A 17,738-nucleotide genomic window follows, 5' to 3' on the forward strand; every position below is an offset into this window, starting at 1 on the left:
GGCCGGGTGGTGGTGAGCCTCCGCCCGGCCTCCGGTGCGGGTCAGTTCCAGGAGCAGGGGTTTTGGCAGGCGGTGTAGGTCACCGTTCAGTCGGACGAGAAGAAGATGCGCTTGTCGTAGCTGCCGCCACAGTGGTCGCACCAGGTCTGGTAGGTGCAACCGGCGTCGGCGGTCGTCATCAGCGACGACGCCGGTGACGCTCGCAGAGCGACGGAGCTCTTCACGGAAGTCGGCCTCAGAGCGAGGTGCCGGCAACGCGCCCTCCTTCCCCCGGCGTGAACCCACCCCCTCCTGTCTTCCGATCTGGCCTGGCCTGAGGTCAGGATCGGGGCGTGATGTGCCAGATCGCGTTTCCTGCGTCGTCTGCTACCAGTAGGCGGCCGTTACCCGTGATCACGCCGACTGGTCGGCCGTACGTGGTGCTCTCGTCCCGGGATGGCTTGAAGCCGGTCAGGAAGTCCTGGGGCTTGGCACTGGGCATGCCGTTCTTGAAGGGGACGTACACGACCTTGTAGCCGACAGGATCGCCGCGGTTCCAGGAGCCGTGTTCGGTGATGAAGGCGCCGCCGCGGTAGGCCTCGGGGAACGTGGGACTCTCCGAGAACGCCAAACCGAGGGGAGCCGTGTGAGCGCCAAGGGCGTAGTCCGGGCGGAGCGCGCGAGCCACCATCTCGGGACGCCGTGGCTGCACCCGCTCGTCTACGTGCTGCCCCCAATAGCTCCACGGCCAGCCGTAGAAGTCGCCAGGGCGTACACGTGTGAAGTAGTCAGGCGCGGCATCGTCGCCCAGGAGGTCGCGTTCGTTCACGACTGTCCAGAGTGTCCTGGACTGCGGTTCGAGGGCCAGGCCATTGGGGTTTCTGAGGCCGGAGGCCAGGATGCGCTCGCCACTGCCGTCAGGGTTGATCTCCAGGATGGCGGCGCGCCGTCGCTCGGCGTCCAGGCCGTGTTCGCCCGCGTTGCTGGACGAGCCGACCGTCACGTAGAGCTTGGTGCCGTCAGGGGCGGCGAAAAGGTTACGGGTCCAGTGGTTGTTGTAGCCGCCGGCCGGCAGGTCGAGGATCTTCTTTCCCAGGGCGGTGACACGGGTCTCACCCAGCTTGTACGGAAAGCGCCAAACGCCGTCCGTGCCCGCGACGTAGAAGGCCGCCTGGGTGCCGTTGGTGGCCGCCGGACCGAGCGAGTACGGCGCGGACGCGGCCAGCAGCGCCATCCCGAACGGCTGGTTGAGGTTCTCCAGGAACACACTGCGGAAGTCGGCCACGCCGTCGCCGTCGGTGTCGCGCAGCAGCGTGATCCGGTTGGCGCTGCGTTCGGAGGTTGAGCCGTCGTTGCGGCGCAGCCAGTAGAACAGCCCCATGATCGGGGACTCCGGGTCCTTGGGCAGGGTGGCCGACTCCGCCACGAGCACATCGCCGTTGGGCAACTCGTAGAGCCAGCGGGGATGCTCCAACTCGCCCGCGAACCTGGTGACCACGAACCCGGCCGGCGCCTTGGGCGCTCTGCCGGAGGGCCAGCCGACCACGTCAGGGGCGTTGACCTTGGGGATGGGGAACGTCTCGCGTTCTCCGAGTTGGGGGTCTGAGCCCAAGTGGGCGGCTGTCTGAGGGGCTCCGCCCCGGTTCACCGCGTAGGCCGCGCCGGCCACTGCGAGGACCATGAGCAGGAGCAGCACAAGCAGGGCTCGAAGCAGTATTCGGCGTCTGGGGCGGCGCGGGGCCGTCACCGGCGCTGTCACTTCGGAGGTCGTGGACACGGGGGTGTCTCCCGGTGAGCGGCTGATCGTTGATGGATGACTGGACGGCACGTAAGAACGGCAGCCAAGGATCCGCTCCCCTCGGATAAGCTGTCCGGAGTTAACGGCCGTTAGATTTCTAACATGTGTTAAGCGCGAGGTCAATTCTGATGCTCACCCGTCACAAGATCCTGGAAGCCGGCCTGGAGGTCCTCGAGGCCGACGGCGCCCACGGCATCAGCATGCGTAAGCTGGCCAAACGTCTCGATGTGACGGCGACGGCGATCTATCACTACTTCGACGGGCGGGAGTCGCTGCTGGAGGCCATCGTGGACGAGGTGTGCAGCAAGATCGTCTCTGAAGCCCCTCGTGAAGGGGGATGGAAGGACCAACTGCGTGGCCTCATGGCCTCGATGGTCAGGCAGTCGCTGGAGCATCCCAGGGCCTCGGTCTGGTCCATCACCACGTATGCCCGGCGTGCGCCCGTGATGAGCCTCCACGAGGCCATCTTCGGAATCCTCCTGGATGCGGGCTTCCCTCCTGACCAGGCGGATCACGTGAAAGGGGCGGTGCTGCGCGTGTGCGTCGGGCATCTCGTCCTGCACGAGGCCGCCGCGAGGGACTGGACCGAACTGCCCGCCGACCGGTATCCGCACTATCACGCGGTCGAGGCTGCCCGGCTGCGGGCCGACCAGGTCGAACACTTCAAGTTCGCGCTCGACGCCGTCCTCGCCGGGTTGCCCGACCCCAGCAATGAAGGTGATTCCCCTGCTTGACCGCCTTCGAGCCACGATATGGCGGCCCGGTGAAGCCGGTGGCCGGGCGAGTTAACGAGTGTTAGAGTTCGGCTCGGCTCCGCATCCAGCCGGGTGGAGTCAGGGCGAGGGCGTTCCGATGAGTGGAGGCGTGACCATGGCCGGACGATCGCGCTGTCGGCGTGACGTGCGCGGCAGCGGTGGAACTCGTCGCGATCCCGTTCTTCGGGCACCTGAGCGATCGTGTCGCCCGCCGGCTCGTCCACGCGACCGGCGCAGCGCTGCCGGCGGTGGTGGCGTTCCCGTACTTCGTGCTGCTCAACACCGGTGTCGTGCTGGTCGTCTTCCTCACAGTCATGATCACGCAGATCCAGCACGCCATGGAGTACGGCCCGCAGGCCTCGCTCATCGCCGAGAGCTTCCCGGCCAGCCTCGGGTACGGCGGTGCGGGTCTCGGCTATCAGCTCGCCTCGATCATCGGCGGCCCGGCGCCGCTGATCGCGACATGGTTGTTGCACAACTACGGCTGGCAGGCGATAGCGATCTTCATGATCGTCGCTGCGGTGGTGGGGTTCGCCGCCGCGCTGGCTCTGCCCGACCGATCCAGGATCGACATCTGCCAGCCCTCCGCCTACAAGACGACCTGATCGATCCTTCTCTTGTCTCTCATGACGTGATAGCACCGTTGACGGATCCGGAACGACAGGAGATGGGCAAGTCATGAGCGTCGTGGTGTGCGGTGAGGCCATGCTCCTGATGCTGGCCGAGCCCGGCATCCCCTTGGAACGTGCCACGGTCTTCCGTCGCTCCCTCGCGGGCGCGGAGTCGAACGTGGCCGCGGGGCTCGCCAGGCTGGGCCATGACGTGCGCTGGCTCGGCCGGGTCGGCGCTGACCCGGCGGGCCGGGCGGTCCTGTCCATGCTCCGAGCCGAGAATGTCGACACCCGGCACGCGGTCATCGACCCCGGTGCGCCGACCGGTCTGCTGGTCCGCGACAGCCATCCCTCCCGGGCCATCGACGTGCAGTACTACCGTTCCGGGACCGCCGCGTCCAGGCTGAGGCCGGACGAGCTGACGCCGGAGATGGTGAGCGGTGCGAAGGTCGTCCACATCACGGGCATCACTCCGATGTTGTCGGATTCCGCGCACCTGGCCACCCTGCGGCTGCTGGAGCTGGCCGGGCAGGCCGGAGCGCTCGTCTCCATCGACCCGAACATCCGCTACAAGCTGGGCGAACCCGCGGCATGGCGGGAGCGGGTGGCGCCGCTCCTGGCCAGGGCGGACGTGGTGCTGGCCGGCGAGGACGAACTCGAACTGCTCCACGTCGACCCGGCGACGCTGCCCGGCCTCACGGTGGTCAAGCACCGGGACAAGTCCGCAACGTGCGCAGGGCTGCGGCAGAAGGCGTTCTCGGTGCCGGTGACCGACCCCGTGGGAGCAGGGGACGGCTTCGCCGCCGGGTTCCTGTCGGGGATGTTGCACGGTGAGTCGTACGAGGTGTGCCTGCGCGAGGCGGCGGCGGTGGCGGCGCTCGTCGTCCAGTGCGCCGCCGACACCGACGGCCTTCCGGACCGGCCGGGCCTGGATCGTGCCTTGGCCGCCTTCACCGGGCACACCGAAACGGTCCACCGATAGCTGCCAACCAGCCGATGATTCTCCGCCGCCAAGAGTGCGATCGCCGCCGAAGAACAGCCGCTGCTGATCACTGATTCGTCGAAGTCATTCGCTACCAAGCACGAGCCTGTCGAAGGCGATCGAGTACGAAGTTTGCGCCCGTCCATGAGCTGACGAGGCCAGGGCGAAGGCGGTTCGTGGGAGGCGGCCAGGGGTGGGGTGGGCAGGGCGTTGGGTGGGCAGGCGGGGATCGTGCGTCACCACGGCGGGCGGCTCGCCGTGGCCGTTCGTCGGTGAGGAGACCGAAGGAAGGAAGTCATGTACCGCTGGGAGATCGTCCAGGCTGTCACGGAGCAACGCGTGTTCGGCATCGTCAGGGCCGCCACGCCCGAGGCGGCCCTGACGTCGGCCGAGGTCGTGCTGGATGCCGGGTTGCGTGCCGTCGAGATCGCGCTCACCACGCCCCGCGCCCTCAGCGCCGTGGCAAGGCTCACCGAACAGCGGCCCGACGCGCTGGTCGGGGCGGGGACCGTCCTCGACGCGGCCGCCGCCAGAGCCGCCGTGGAGGCCGGCGCGCGCTTCCTGGTCTCGCCCAGCCTGCACCCTGAGGTGATCCGCACCGGGCACCGCTACGGCGTGCCGGTCTTCCCGGGCGTGGCCACCCCGACCGAGATCGTTCGTGCCCTGGAAGAGGGGGCGGACGCGGTCAAGATCTTCCCGGCGACGGGCGTTTCACCGGCCTGGCTGCGGGATGTGCGGGCCGCCCTTCCGCAGGCGCCCGCGATCCCCACCGGCGGCGTGACCGTGGACGATGCGCCCGAGTGGATCGCGGCCGGCGCCGTGGCCTGCGGCATGGGCTCGGCGCTGACTTCGGGCGGTCGGGGCGCCGTGGCTGCACGGGTTGCGGCGCTGCTCGCCGGGCTGGCGGGGGCCCGATGAGCGTGGAGACACTGCGGGGCCTGCACGGGCAGGTGCTCGACGGGGTCGGCCGGTCACTGGCGGGCGGGGAGATCGTGCGGGGCAGGTGCTGCGTCTGGAGGACGTCCAGGAGCGATACGGGGTGCCCCGGACCGTCGCGCGAGGCCGTCCGCGTGCTGGAGTCGAAGCGCGTGGTCACTAGCCGGCCTCGTGCCGGGGTCATCGTACGGCCGATGAGTGCCTGGAACCTTTATGATCCCCAGGTGATCCGCTGGCGGCCGGCCTCGCCGGGGCGTGAGGCGCAGCTGCGTGAGCTGGCCGAGCTGCGCGCCGCGGTCGAGCCTGCCGCCGCCGCGCTGACCGCGTCCAGGCACGACCCCCGCGTGCGGGACGAGCTCACCACCCACGCCCGCGCCATGGACACCGCCGCTCGCGAAGGTGACGGCCAGGCCTACGTGACGGCGGACGCCGCCTTCCACCGGGTGTTGCTGACCGAGTCGGGCAGCGGCATGTTCGCCCAGCTCGCCGAGGTGACCGAGGTGCTGCTCGAAGCCAGGCGGGAGCTGCTGCTCCTGCCCGTACGTCTGGAGACGACCGCCATCGGACTCCGCCACGAGTTCGCCGAAGCGGTCGTCGCCGGACGGGCTGCCGGGGCGGCGCAGGCCGCTGCGGCCATCCTCGGGCGGGCCCGCGCCGAGGTCGAGCAGATCCTGGCAGACAGCCGAGAGCACGTCACGGAGGTTCCCCGATGAGTGTCGCCGTCCACGTCGGCCCTGAGCCGGTCCCCATGTTGGTCGACGCCGTACGGCGGTCGGGCGGCAGCGTCGTGCCGCTGGAGGAGGCCGAGGCGATCGTCTACTACGGCCGCGGCGGCCCCGAGGAGCTGCGGCCCATGATTCATGACGGCATCCGGTGGGTGCAGCTTCCTGCGGCGGGGGTCGAGCGGTACGCCGAGGCCGGAGTGATCACTGATGAGCCCGTCTTCACCGCCGCCACCGGCTCCTACGGCGTGCCCGTCGCCGAGCACGCGCTCGCGCTCATGCTGGCCGCGGCCCGCAACCTGCCCCGGCTGGCCAGGGCCACCGAGTGGGGGAGGAACGAGTCGAGGGAGTTCGCCGGCTCGACCGTCGCGATCATCGGTTGTGGCGGCATCGGGCGGGCGCTCATCAGGATGCTGGAGCCGTTCGGCTGTCCGGTGATCGCGGTCACCGACAGCGGCCGGGCGCCCGGTGCGCACCGGATCCTGCCCCGTGACCGGTATCGGGAGGCGTTGCCGGAGGCCGCGTACGTCGTCCTCGCCGCTGCGACGACGCCGAGCACCAAGGGCATGATCGCGGCTTCCGAGCTTGACCTGATGCGTACGGACGCCTGGCTGGTCAACATCGCCCGGGGCGCGCTCGTCGTGACCGACGACCTGGTGACGGCGCTGCGCGAGAGGCGGATCGGTGGTGCCGCGCTGGACGTCACCGACCCCGAGCCGCTGCCGTCCGGGCACCCGTTGTGGCACATGGAGAACGTGCTGATCACGCCGCACACGGCGAATCCGTCGTCGTCCTACTGGCGCGGCCTGGCCGAGCGAGTGGCCGCGAACGTGCGCCACTTCGCCGACGGGGCCCCGATGGAAGGGGTGGTGTCGCCGGAGCAGGGGTTCTGAGGGGGGGCAGGGCCGTGGGCATCATCGGAACTGGGAAGTGCCCTTGTCGCGAGTCGTGACTTCTTGTCCGGTGTCCTGCGTTCCCGACTGACGTCGCGATCACGCTGCCAATGGACCAAGGCCTGGTTGGAGAGGGCTCGGCGTGGGGCTGTTGGTCTGTGCGGGGTGGGGATGGGTGGCGGTCCAGAGGGCCGTTTTGTTGGGTGTGATGGCTGGTTGATGGGCAGCCCCAGGGCTACTTACGCCCCAGGGCTGCTTACGGCCTCAGGGCTACTTACGCTCCAGTGCTACTTATGCCTCAGGACTACTTATGCCCCAGGGCTCACCTGCGTTGCTGGCTGGTTCAGGGTTGCTTGTGTTCTGGCGCTGGAGGGCTGAGTCGCTGGCTGGCTCAGGGCTACTCCGGCTCTGCGGCTTATACCTGAGTCGCTGGTTGGCCCACGGTTGTTCCCGCTCGCAGGCCATGCCCGAGTTGTGGGCCGGCTTAGGGCTGCTTGTGTGCTGGCGTTCAGGTTTGAGTCGCTGGTCAGCTCAGGGTTATGCGGGCTCCGGCGCTCAGGCCTGAGTCGTGGACTTCGAGGCCCGCGGGCTCGGCGCTTTTCGGCAGGTCGAACACCAGTGTGCCGGTGAAGGACTGGCCGGGGGCGATGCGGACCGGGGTGATCTCGGCGCCGCTCTTGTCCAGGAGCCTGCTGCCGCCGTGCAGGGCCTCGTCCTCGTCGATCAGCTTCTGCTGGCCGGGGTAGAGGACGCGGGCGTCGGGGCCGACGTTGTTCACCTTCACCGTGACCTGGCAGGTGCGGCGGGAGGCGGACTTCGCGGGTTGGGGGCACTTTGTGCCGGTTACCGCGAACTTCAGCTTTCCGTCCTGTACCGGGCCTTCATCGCCTATGGCGGGGGAGCGGAAGATCCACGCCAGGGTGGCCAGGACCACCACGAACAGGACGATCACGATGACCAGCGCGGTCATGCAGCCGGTGAACACGCCGCGCTTGCGGCGCACAGGCGGGTACACGGGCAACGGGCCCTGGCCCGTGGCGTGCGGCGGTAGCGGGCCCTGGCCGGTGGTGTGCGGCGGTAGCGGGCCCTGGCCGGTGGTCTGGTGGTGGGGGAGCGGGATGTTCCCGGTCCGGTCGACGGGGGGCGGCATCTGTGGCGCGCGAGGTCCCGGGTGCTCCGTGGGGGCGGGCATGGGCGGGCGAGGGCCCGTGCGTTCGGCCGGGGAGGGCATGTGCGGCGGACGCGGTCCGGTGCGCTCGGCCGGCGAGGGCATGGGCGGGCGGGGGCCGGTGCGTTCGGCGGGGGAAGGCACGTGCGGTGGGCGCATGCCGGTGTGCTCGGTCGCGGGAGGCATCTGGGCGGCGTGGGGTGCCGCGGGGTCGGCCGCGGATGGGGGCTGCGGTGTGCCTGACCCAGGGTGGTCTGCCGGGATGGGCATGGGCGGGCGAGGGCCCGTGCGTTCGGCCGGGGAGGGCATGTGCGGTGGACGCGGGCCCGTACGCTCGGCGGAAGGCGGCATCGCGGTGCCCGCCGCCGTGCGTTCGGCCGCGGGTGGCATCGGAGGGTGCGACCCCGTGCGTTCGGCCGCGGGCATCGGAACGGCGGATCCCGGGCGATCAGCTGCGGGTGGCATCGGAACGGGGGATCCCGGGCGATCAGCCGCGGGGGGCATGGGGGAGCGGGACCCCGTCCGGTCGGCGGACGGGGGCATCGGAGGGCGCGAGCCCGGCGCGGAGGGCATCGGAGGGCGAGGCCCCGTGCGTTCCGCAGGGGGAAGCAGGTGGGGGGAGCCCGTGCGCTCCGCAGGTGAGGGCGGGTGCGGAGGGCCCGTGCGTTCGGCAGGTGGGGGGAGGTGTGGATGGCCGGTGCGTTCGGCGGGTGGGGGGGTGTGGCCGAGGGGGCGGAACTCTGAGGGGTTCCATGCGTTCGTCAGGTGTTCGGTGGCCGCCAGCTGGGCCGCGGGCTCGTCGGCCGCGCCCACCAGTTCCAGCAGGAGCTGCTTGGCCGCGGGCCGGCGCGCCGGGTCGGGGTGGATGGCCGCGGCGACCAGCCGGTCCAGGGGGGCGGGCAGGCCGCGCAGGTCCGGCGGCGCGGTACGGGCCCGCGCCGCCATCACGTACGCGTCCCCCTCGCCGAACGGATGCCCGCCGAGCCCCGCGTACGCGATCAGCGAGCCCCAGGCGAACACGTCGCCGGCCGGGCTGGTGTGGCCCTCGAAGACCTGCTCGGGAGCGATCCATCCGGGCGTGCCCATCACCATGCCGGCGTTCGTGTGCCGGGACGCGACGTGCGTGGAGCGCGCCAGGCCGAAGTCGATCACCCGCGGCCCGGCCAGGGTCAGCATGACGTTGGCCGGCTTGAGGTCGCGGTGGACGAGCCCCGCGGCGTGGATGGCGGTCAGCGCCGCCGCCACGCCCACGGCCGCCGAGTGCAGCACCGACGGCGGCAGCGCGCCGTGCTCGATCAGCTGGTCTTCCAGCGAGATGCCGTCGATGTACTCGGTGACCAGGTAGAGCACGCCACGGTCCTCGCCGTGGTCGAGCACCCGCGCGGTGCAGAACGAGGCCACCTTGCGCGCGTTGGACACCTCTTCGTGGAAACGCGCCCGGTAGACCGGGTCGGCCGTGTAGTCACGCCTGATGGCCTTGAGCGCCACCTTGACCCCGTCGGCGCCCCTGGCGAGATAGACGGTGCCCATGCCGCCCGAGCCGAGACGGCTCAACAGCTCGTAGGGGCCGATCGCCGGCGGATCCTCAGGCTTCAGCGGAGTGCCTGCCGAGCGCCCCACGGTCGCCGTCCTCTCGCCGTCGTCATCCCGTCGCAAACCGAACCGTTTCTTCCGCCGGTACGCCTTTTTCCACCCCAGACTCTAACGGAGAAGCCGCGGCCCGGTGGCGACGAAGCCCGGTCAGCTCTGGCCCGGACGCCGCTTCAGCGGGCGCATCGTCACCCGCAGGCGGGCGGCGTTGAGCGTCGGGGGCAGCGGGCGGTGCGGGGACAGCGGCCGGCCGGACGCCTTCGGGCGGGCCGAGGCCAGGATCCCGCCCAGGAAGGCCGTGCCGACGCCGAGCATCAGGTGCACGCCGTCGCAGCGCGGCAGGGCCCACCATTCGCCGGCGGCGGTGCCGTCGAGCCAGATCTCGGGGGCGAAGGAGTCGGCGTAGTGCAGGCGGGGGCTGCGCTGGTGGGGGGCGAACGGGAGGATCACGTGGGTGCCGGTGGGCACCGGGACGCCGTACCAGTCGGTCTCCTCGGTGGTGAGGCGGGACAGGGCCGGGACCGGCGGCCACAGGCGCAGGCCCTCGCGCAGGCAGGCGCGCAGGTAGTCGGGGTCGGCGCGGGCGCACTTGCGCTGGACGGGGTAGGTCGCCAGCAGCGCGAGGGTGCGCATGAGGCTGCCGGCGGTCACGCTGAAACCGAGCAGCCAGAACGCCGCCTGCCGCAGGCCGCGCGCCTCCGGGCCGCTGGTCTCGGCGAGCAGGCCGGCGAGGGTGCCGGGCTCGGCGCGGCGCAGGTGGTCGAGGATGCGGGCGTCGTAGCGGCCGGACAGGATCTCCTGGCGGCGTCTGGCACGTCCTCTGCCTGCCCGTCTGACCTGGGCGAGCAGGGCGCTCAGCTCCTCGTCGCCGGCCGCGCCGGCGCCGTAGACGCACCGCCGCGCCACCCGCTGCCAGCACGACTCCAGCCGGGCGTAGTCGATCACGCCGTCCGTCAGCGCGGCCGCCTCCTGCCGGGCCACCTCCGCGAACGCCGGCCGCAGCACGTCGTAGGGCAGGCCGGCGGCCCGTTCGCGCACGGTGGGGACGAAGGCGGGCTCGGACAACACACGTTCGGCGTCCCGCTGGGACAGCACCACCAGGGCCGTGCGGCGCGGGCCGCGCACGAGCACGGGACGGCCGCCGTACCGGACGTGCAGGCCGGTCAGCAGGGAGCGGGAGCGCAGCAGGTCGAGTCCGGCCGTCAGGTGCGGCGTGCCCGGCGGCAGGAGTGCGCCGGCCAGGCGCAGGCTCTCCAGCACGGTGGCCCTGTGCAGGCCTCTAGGCACGCGTGGCCTCCCCCTCGCCGGTCGGCCTCCGCGTGCGCGGGACGGGCCCGGCCTCCCCTTCTCCGGCCGGCGTCGACTTGCCCTGGGGCGTCCGGGTCTTCCCGTCTCCGGTGGGCGTCCGCGTGTCCCGGGTCTTCTCGTCTCCGGTGGGCCTCTGTGTGCTCGGGGTCGTCCGGGGCTGAGATGGCCGGGCCGTGGGCGCCTCCTCGGGGGCCGGAACGGGAAGGAAGTTCATGGGGTCATGCGATCGCCCGTCCGCCAGGCGCGCAAGCGGGGGTCTCGCTGGGCGGAACGTTTTCGGGCCGCGCTCTGTGGAGCGTTCCAGGAGCCGGAACACCTCAGGCCACCACCAGCGCGGCCGAGATCGCCTGCGCCGCGCCGCGTACGGTGAGGCCCAGCCGGGCCAGCGGCGCGGACGGGCCGGGCGTCGCCACCCCACCGACATGCAGACGCCGCCGCCCGGCCCGAACACCGGCGCGGCCACGCACGACACGCCCTCGGTGTACTCCTCCTGGGCGTAGGCCACGCCGTACCGGCGGACCTGGGCCAGCTCCCGCTCCAGCGTGGCCACGCCGGTGATCGTGCGGCTGGTCAGCCGCTCGAAGCCGCCCTGTCCGAGCACCTCCTCGCGCAGCCCGCTGTCGAAGGCCAGCAGCGCCTTGCCGGTCGCGGTGCAGTGCAGCGGCGCGAGGTCGGTGCCGTCGGAGCGGGACCGGACGCGGTCGTGGCCGTACAGGCGCTCGACGTAGCGGGCCTCCAGGCCGGCGGGCACGGCCAGGTTGACGGTCTGGCGGGTCGTCTCCTGCAGGCAGAGCAGGTACGGCAACACCACCCGCCGCGACCCGGGGATGCGGTTGCGGGCGATGCCGGCCATCGTCTCCAGCTGCAGGCCGGGCAGGTAGCCGGTGCCCACCCGCCGGGCCAGTTCGCGTGCGCACAACACGCCCAGGATCCGGTGGGCCGTGGACTTGGGCAGGCCCGTGCTCCGGCTGAGCTGGGCCAGGCTGATCGGCCGGGGGGCGGCGCTCAGCGCGAGGAGGATGTCGATGCCCCGCTCCAGGCTCCCGATCGGCGTCACCGGACGCGTGAGGTGTTCCTGGCGGGCCGTTTGCAGCGGCATGGTGCTCCCTTTCGCTCTCCGAGGAGCGGATGGGGCTTCCCGGGGCTACGGCTTGGCATTCCTTGCCCTACCCCGCCGTCGCGGTCCGAATACCGGGTTCGGCGCAGGCTGATGATCTCGGCGTGCCCGGAAAGGGCCACTTCAGCGGGGGTTCTGGGATATAAGTCCAGACTTGCGGCATATGCGGCCAGGCCGCCGGGCGCGCGTCGGCGGCTTCGAGAGCATCGCGGGAGGACGTCAGGCTGACCTCGCCGGTCCTCGCCGGTCCTCGCCGGTCCTCGCCGTTGCGCGCCGCAGCACCCGCGCGGCCGCCGCCGGCCCTGCCGGAGGCCTTGCGCGGACACCTCCGCCGCCGAGCGAACCCCGAGCGGCCCCTGAGCGGATCCCGAGCGGACGCTGAGCGGGCCCCGAGCGGACGCTGAGCGGGCCCCCAGCAGCGCGAGCGGGGGCCGTCGTTCCGGGCAGCACACACCGCCGGGCGCTCGCACCGGCGAGCCGTCCCGCCGGCGAACCGGGCCTGCGTGCGACGAAGCGCGCCGTTCCCAAGACAGCCGCACGCGCGCCCGTCACCGAGCGCGCGCAGTCACGGCGAGGCCAAGGCCCCCACCGGTGAGAACCTACCGGGGCAGAGCCGCCGCGGCGGCGGCGAGCTTCTCCACGCGGGCCCAGTCGCCCGCGGCCAGCGCGTCGGCCGGGGTGAGCCAGCTTCCGCCCACGCAGCCCACGTTCGGCAGCCGCAGGTAGTCGGCCGCGCTCTCGGCCCGGATCCCGCCGGTCGGGCAGAACCGCACGTCCGGCAGCGGCCCGGCCAGCGACTTCAGGTACGCGACGCCGCCCGCCGCCTCGGCCGGGAAGAACTTCAGCTCCTTGATGCCGCGCTCGGCCAGCGCCATCACCTCCGAGACGGTGGCCGCGCCCGGCAGGTACGGCACGCCGCTGGACTCCAGCGCCTCCACCAGCGACAACGTCGTGCCCGGCGAGACCAGGAACCGGGATCCGGCCGCCACGGCCGCCGAGATGTCGGCGGTGGTGCGGATCGTGCCGGCGCCGACCGTCGCCCCCGGCACCTCGGCGGCGATCCGCTCGATCGCTCCGAGCGCGGCCGGCGTGCGCAGCGTCACCTCGATGACGGGCAGCCCGCCCGCCACGAGAGCCTCGGCCATCGGCACGGCGGTCGCCACGTCGTCGATCACCACGACGGGGATCACGGGGGCGAGGTCGAGCAAGCTCATCAGAGTCTTCTCCTCATCGGCCGGGGTCACGGCCGTCTAGTGGTGATCAGGGTGGGCCTCAGCCCACGAGTTCGGTGGTGGCCCGCCCGCGCAGCCAGGCGGCCGCGCCGGTGAGCGCCGGCTGGGGCGCGACGATCAGCGTGGTGGAGATCGCCTCCAGGTATCCGGGCATGTCGGGATTGCCGACGAACCGGGCACGGAAGCCGCTGGTCCGCACCCGTTCCACGATACGGGGCAGCACCCCGCCGCCCAGGTAGACCCCGCCCCTGGCGCCCAGGGTGAGCGCCACGTTCCCGGCGAAGCTGCCCAGCATCTCGCAGAACACCTCGACGGTCTCCGCGCAGAGCGAGTCGTCGAGCCGGGCCACGATGTCGGAGGCGTTCAGGTCGGGCGCGGTCACGCCGTTGACCTTGGCCAGCGCCCGGTGCAGGCGTACCAGGCCGGGGCCGGACAGCAGGTGCTCGGCCACGACGTGCGGCAGCCCCTCGGCCTGCAGCACCCGGACGATCTCCAGCTCGCGCCGGTCGATCACCGGCACCGTGACGTGCCCGCCCTCACCCGGGACGGGCGTCCAGCCCCGGTCGGTGGGCACGAGCCCGCCGACGCCGAGCCCGGTCCCGGGGCCCAGCACGGCCTTGACGCCGTGGGAGGGCTCGGGCCCGCCCAGGGACACCAGGTCGGGGCCCTCCAGGTGGGGCAGCGACACGGCCAGCGCCTCGAAGTCGTTGAGCAGCACCGCGTACGGGATGCCCAGGTCGCGTACGGACCCGGCCCACGCCGAGTTCGTCAGCCGGTAGCGGTCGCCGTCGATCGGCCCGGCCAGCGCCAGGCACGCCGCGCCCGGCCGCGCCCCGCCCGCGTGCTCGGCGAGGTAGGCGTCGACGGCGTCGGGCAGGGTGGGGTAGGCGGAGCCGGCCAGCACCGCGACGTTCGAGGGCCGGGCCTGCGGCGAGGTGACCAGCCCGAACCGGGCGTTGGTCCCCCCGATGTCGGCGACCAGCCACGGAAGGTCAAAGGCACTCATCTCACACCTCCGATGCTCACGCCTCCGATGCCCACGACGACGGGGCCAAGATCGTACGCCGTCGTCACCGGAAGGATGCCACGCACGCTCACCGGCTCCGCCCGGCGGCCCGCGTGCTCACGGGCGCGCCGCTCTCCAGGTGGGAGGCGCCCGCCTCGGCGGGGAAGCCCAGCCCGGGGCCGTGGTGCGGCGACTCGGCGCCGCTCACCCCGAAGATCCCGGCGCCCTGCTCGGCGTGCCCGGCCATGCGGCGGAACGTGGCGAACAGCTCGCGTCCCGTGCCGACCCACTCCGCGTCGCTCAGCGGCCGGCCCTCGGGCGTGCGCCGGGCCAGCTCCTCGGCCGGCACCAGCAGCTCCAGCGTCCCGGCGGCCGAGTCGAGCCTGATCACGTCGCCGTCGCGGACGATCGCGATCGGACCGCCGTCGGCGGCCTCGGGCGACAGGTGGATGGCCGCGGGGACCTTGCCCGACGCGCCCGACATGCGGCCGTCGGTGACGATCGCCACCCGCTGCCCGCGGTCGAGCAGCACGGCCATCGGCGGCGTGAGCTTGTGCAGCTCGGGCATGCCGTTGGCGCTGGGGCCCTGGTAGCGGATGACGGCCACGAAGTCCTGGCCGTCCAGCTCGCCGGCCTCGAAGGCGCGCAGCAGGTCGAGCTGGTCGTCGAACACCTTGGCCGGGGCCTCGATCACCAGGTGCTCGGGCTTGACCGCCGACACCTTGCTGACGGCCCGGCCGAGGTTGCCCTCGACCATGTGGATGCCGCCGTCGGCCGAGAACGGCTCGGCGACCGGGCGCAGCACGTCGCGGTCCTTGCTGCCGCCCGTGACCGGCTCCCAGACCAGCTCGCCGTCCACCAGCGAGGGCGCCTGGCGGTAGCGGTCGAGGCCGGGGCCGGCGACGGTCAGCACGTCGCCGTGGAGCAGGCCCTCGTCCAGCAGGTCGCCGATGAGCACCTGCATGCCGCCGGCGTCGCGGAAGTGGTTCACGTCCGCCTGGCCGTTGGGGTAGATCTTGGTCAGCGACGGCACGACGCGCGACAGGCAGGCCAGGTCGTCCCAGGTCAGCACGATGCCCGCGGCGGCGGCCATGGCGACCAGGTGCAGCGTGTGGTTGGTGGAGCCGCCGGTGGCCAGCAGCGCCACACAGGCGTTCACGATCGACTTCTCGTCCACCAGCTCGCCGATCGGCGTGTACTCCGGGCCGTGGGCGGTGATCTCCACCGCGCGGCGGCCGGCCGCCTCGGTCAGGGCGTGGCGCAGCTCGGTGTGCGGGTTGACGAACGTCGAGCCGGGCAGGTGCAGGCCCATGACCTCCATCAGCGCCTGGTTGGAGTTGGCGGTGCCGTAGAAGGTGCAGGTGCCGGGGGAGTGGTAGGACTTGGCCTCGGCGTCCAGCAGCTCCGCCCGTCCGACCTTGCCCTCGGCGAAGAGCTGGCGGGTGCGCGCCTTGACCTTGTTGGGCAGGCCGGAGGTCATCGGCCCGGCCGGCACGAAGATCGCCGGCAGGTGCCCGAAGTGCAGCGCGCCGATGAACAGGCCCGGCACGATCTTGTCGCAGACGCCCAGCAGCAGCGACGCGTCGAACATGTCGTGCGACAGCGCGATGGCGGCCGCCATGGCGATCACGTCGCGGCTGTAGAGGGACAGCTCCATGCCGGCGCGGCCCTGCGTGATGCCGTCGCACATCGCGGGCACACCGCCGGCGACCTGCGCCACGCCGCCCGCCCTGCGCACCGCCGCCTTCAGCTCGGGCGGGTAGGTCTCGTACGGCTGGTGGGCGGAGAGCATGTCGTTGTAGCTCGTCACGATCGCCACGCCGGGTTTGGCCGTGCCTCGCAACAAGGGCTTGTCCTCATCGGAGGCGGCGGCGAACCCGTGCGCCAGGTTCGCGCAGCCCAGGTGGGCGCGCGCCGGGCCCTTGGCCCGCGCCGCCTCGCCGTCGCGCCGGATCCGCGCCAGGTAGGCGGTACGGCTGGCCGCGCTGCGCTCGGCGATCCGATCGGTGATCTCCTGGATGACGGAATTCACAGGTCTTCCTCCTCGTGCCAGGCGCGACCGCTGCGGCCGAGCAGTTCGTGGGCCCCGGCGGGGCCGGTGGTTCCTGCGGGGTAGGGCTCGGGCAGGTCGGCGGAGGACTCCCAGGCCGCCAGGATCGGATCGATCCAGCGCCAGGCCGCCTCCACCTCGTCACGCCGCATGAACAGCGTCGGGTTGCCCGCCAGCACGTCGGTCAGCAGCCGCTCGTAGGCCTCCGGCACCCGCGCGGTGAACGTCTTGCCGAAGCTGAGCGACAGCGGCACCGGCTTCAGCGTCACCTCGCCCGCGCCCGGCTCCTTGGCCATGATGTGCAGCTCGATGCCCTCCTCGGGCTGCAGCCGCAGCACCAGGCGGTTGGGCGTGCCGCCGGGGAAGATGGAGTGCGGCACGTCCTTGAACTGCACCACGATCTCCGACCGCCGGTACGGCATACGCTTGCCGGTCCGCAGGTAGAACGGCACCCCCGCCCAGCGCCAGTTCTTGATCTCGGCCCGGATCGCGGTGAACGTCTCCACCCGCCGCGAGGCCTCGGTCGTCGGCGTGGAGGCGGGCTCGTCCAGGTAGGACGGCATGCCGCCGGCCTCGGTGTACTGGCCGCGCACGGTGAACCGGTCCACCTCGGTCCCCACGATCGGCCGCAGCGACTGCAGCACCTTGACCTTCTCGTCCCGGATGGACTCGCGGTCGTTGCGCGACGGCGGTTCCATCGCGGTCAGCGTGAGGAGCTGGAGCAGGTGGTTCTGCACCATGTCGCGCAGCGCGCCCGCGTGGTCGTAGTAGCCGCGCCGTCCCGGCGTGCCGACGGTCTCGGCGGCGGTGATCTGGACGTGGTCGATCCACAACGAGTTCCAGATCGGCTCGAGGAAGGCGTTGGCGAAGCGCAGGACCAGCAGGTTCTGCACCGTCTCCTTGCCCAGGTAGTGGTCGATGCGGAAGATCTGGCGCTCGTCGAAGATGGCGCCGACCTCGTCGTTGATCCGCTGGGCGCTGGGCAGGTCGCGGCCGAGCGGCTTCTCCAGCACCACCCGCGAGAGCGGGGTGACCAGGCCGGCCTCCTCCAGCTCGCGGCAGAAGGGGCCGAACGTCATCGGCGGGCTGGCCAGGTAGAACACCCGGTCGCGCTGCTCGTGACCGGCCAGCAGCCTGGTCAGCGCGCCCCAGCCCGACTTGTCCTCGCCGCCGACGTCCACCGAGACGTGGTGCAGGCGGCCCAGGAAGCGCTGCCAGACGGCGGGGTCGTCCACGGGGACCTGGTCGCGTACCTCGGCGTCCACCTTGCCGCGGAAGTCGGCGTCGGTCAGCCCGCCCCGGGACATGGCGATGACGCGGGTCTCGGGGGACAGCCGGCCGTCCCTGTCGCTGTGGTAGAGCGCCGGGATCAGCTTGCGCATGGACAGGTCGCCGGTCCCGCCGAAGACGACGAGATCGGCGGTATGGGCGGGGCTGGCGGTCGAGAGGGGGGACAAGGCGAAGCTCCGTTGATCTACCAAGGAAGGACAGAACGGACACTAACGAGAGTTTGGGTCGTGCACAAGCAGGGTTTTGGCATCTGAGATGAAAAAGTCTTCACTTTTCATTACCGAAGCCCATGTGATTCACT

At 71.9% G+C, this 17,738-nt stretch carries 14 protein-coding genes; 6 read left to right on the forward strand and 8 right to left on the reverse strand.

Annotation, left to right across the window (positions count from 1 at the left end):
* Positions 1-319 precede the first annotated feature (319 nt).
* The gene (locus AB0J76_RS15795; protein WP_352327637.1) at positions 320-1,675 is read right to left on the reverse strand and encodes a sorbosone dehydrogenase family protein; all 1,356 of its coding nucleotides are present in this window, start codon (positions 1,673-1,675) and stop codon (positions 320-322) included.
* Positions 1,676-1,905: 230 nt separating this feature from the next.
* Here AB0J76_RS15795 and AB0J76_RS15800 point away from each other — a divergent pair, with 230 nt between their 5' ends.
* The 6 genes from AB0J76_RS15800 (at position 1,906) to AB0J76_RS15825 (ending at position 6,676) form a co-directional block, all read left to right on the forward strand.
* A complete protein-coding gene (locus AB0J76_RS15800; protein ID WP_352327636.1) occupies positions 1,906-2,511 on the forward strand; it encodes a TetR/AcrR family transcriptional regulator in 606 nt (201 codons plus the stop codon).
* 161 nt (positions 2,512-2,672) lie between these two features.
* Positions 2,673-3,137: an MFS transporter gene (locus tag AB0J76_RS15805; RefSeq protein ID WP_352327635.1), complete on the forward strand. Its 465-nt coding sequence runs from the start codon at positions 2,673-2,675 to the stop codon at positions 3,135-3,137.
* Between the two features lie 73 nt (positions 3,138-3,210).
* Positions 3,211-4,125 (forward strand): sugar kinase, encoded by a 915-nt coding sequence (locus AB0J76_RS15810; protein WP_352327634.1) that lies wholly within the window; start codon positions 3,211-3,213, stop codon positions 4,123-4,125.
* A 297-nt stretch (positions 4,126-4,422) separates the two neighbouring features.
* The gene (locus AB0J76_RS15815) at positions 4,423-5,043 is read left to right on the forward strand and encodes a bifunctional 4-hydroxy-2-oxoglutarate aldolase/2-dehydro-3-deoxy-phosphogluconate aldolase (protein ID WP_352327633.1); all 621 of its coding nucleotides are present in this window, start codon (positions 4,423-4,425) and stop codon (positions 5,041-5,043) included.
* A 242-nt stretch (positions 5,044-5,285) separates the two neighbouring features.
* The gene (locus AB0J76_RS15820) at positions 5,286-5,774 is read left to right on the forward strand and encodes an FCD domain-containing protein (protein ID WP_364389742.1); all 489 of its coding nucleotides are present in this window, start codon (positions 5,286-5,288) and stop codon (positions 5,772-5,774) included.
* Positions 5,771-6,676, forward strand: coding sequence for a D-isomer specific 2-hydroxyacid dehydrogenase family protein (locus AB0J76_RS15825; protein WP_352327631.1), 906 nt, complete (start codon positions 5,771-5,773; stop codon positions 6,674-6,676). The genes AB0J76_RS15820 and AB0J76_RS15825 overlap by 4 nt, the downstream gene beginning before the upstream one ends.
* A 526-nt stretch (positions 6,677-7,202) precedes the next feature.
* On the opposite strand, the gene AB0J76_RS15830 is transcribed toward AB0J76_RS15825, so the two are convergent.
* From AB0J76_RS15830 to zwf, 7 genes are all read right to left on the reverse strand, one after another.
* A complete protein-coding gene (locus AB0J76_RS15830; protein WP_352327630.1) occupies positions 7,203-9,464 on the reverse strand; it encodes a protein kinase in 2,262 nt (753 codons plus the stop codon).
* A gap of 120 nt (positions 9,465-9,584) precedes the next feature.
* Positions 9,585-10,721 carry a cytochrome P450 gene (locus AB0J76_RS15835; protein WP_352327629.1) on the reverse strand — a complete coding sequence of 379 codons (1,137 nt, stop codon included), beginning with the start codon at positions 10,719-10,721 and terminating at the stop codon, positions 9,585-9,587.
* Positions 10,714-11,841 (reverse strand): IclR family transcriptional regulator C-terminal domain-containing protein, encoded by a 1,128-nt coding sequence (locus AB0J76_RS15840; RefSeq protein WP_364389745.1) that lies wholly within the window; start codon positions 11,839-11,841, stop codon positions 10,714-10,716. Before AB0J76_RS15840 ends, AB0J76_RS15835 begins: the two co-directional genes overlap by 8 nt.
* 617 nt (positions 11,842-12,458) lie before the next feature.
* The gene (eda, locus tag AB0J76_RS15845; protein ID WP_352351613.1) at positions 12,459-13,073 is read right to left on the reverse strand and encodes a bifunctional 4-hydroxy-2-oxoglutarate aldolase/2-dehydro-3-deoxy-phosphogluconate aldolase; all 615 of its coding nucleotides are present in this window, start codon (positions 13,071-13,073) and stop codon (positions 12,459-12,461) included.
* Positions 13,074-13,131: 58 nt separating this feature from the next.
* A complete protein-coding gene (glk, locus tag AB0J76_RS15850; RefSeq protein ID WP_352330445.1) occupies positions 13,132-14,097 on the reverse strand; it encodes a glucokinase in 966 nt (321 codons plus the stop codon).
* Positions 14,098-14,185: 88 nt separating this feature from the next.
* Positions 14,186-16,129, reverse strand: coding sequence for a phosphogluconate dehydratase (edd, locus tag AB0J76_RS15855; RefSeq protein ID WP_352330447.1), 1,944 nt, complete (start codon positions 16,127-16,129; stop codon positions 14,186-14,188).
* Complete coding sequence (gene zwf, locus AB0J76_RS15860) at positions 16,126-17,604, reverse strand: glucose-6-phosphate dehydrogenase (RefSeq protein ID WP_358009482.1); 1,479 nt, start codon at positions 17,602-17,604, stop codon at positions 16,126-16,128. Before zwf ends, edd begins: the two co-directional genes overlap by 4 nt.
* Positions 17,605-17,738 lie beyond the last annotated feature (134 nt).

Source organism: Nonomuraea sp. NPDC049624 (assembly GCF_040675255.1).
Lineage (GTDB): Bacteria > Actinomycetota > Actinomycetes > Streptosporangiales > Streptosporangiaceae > Nonomuraea.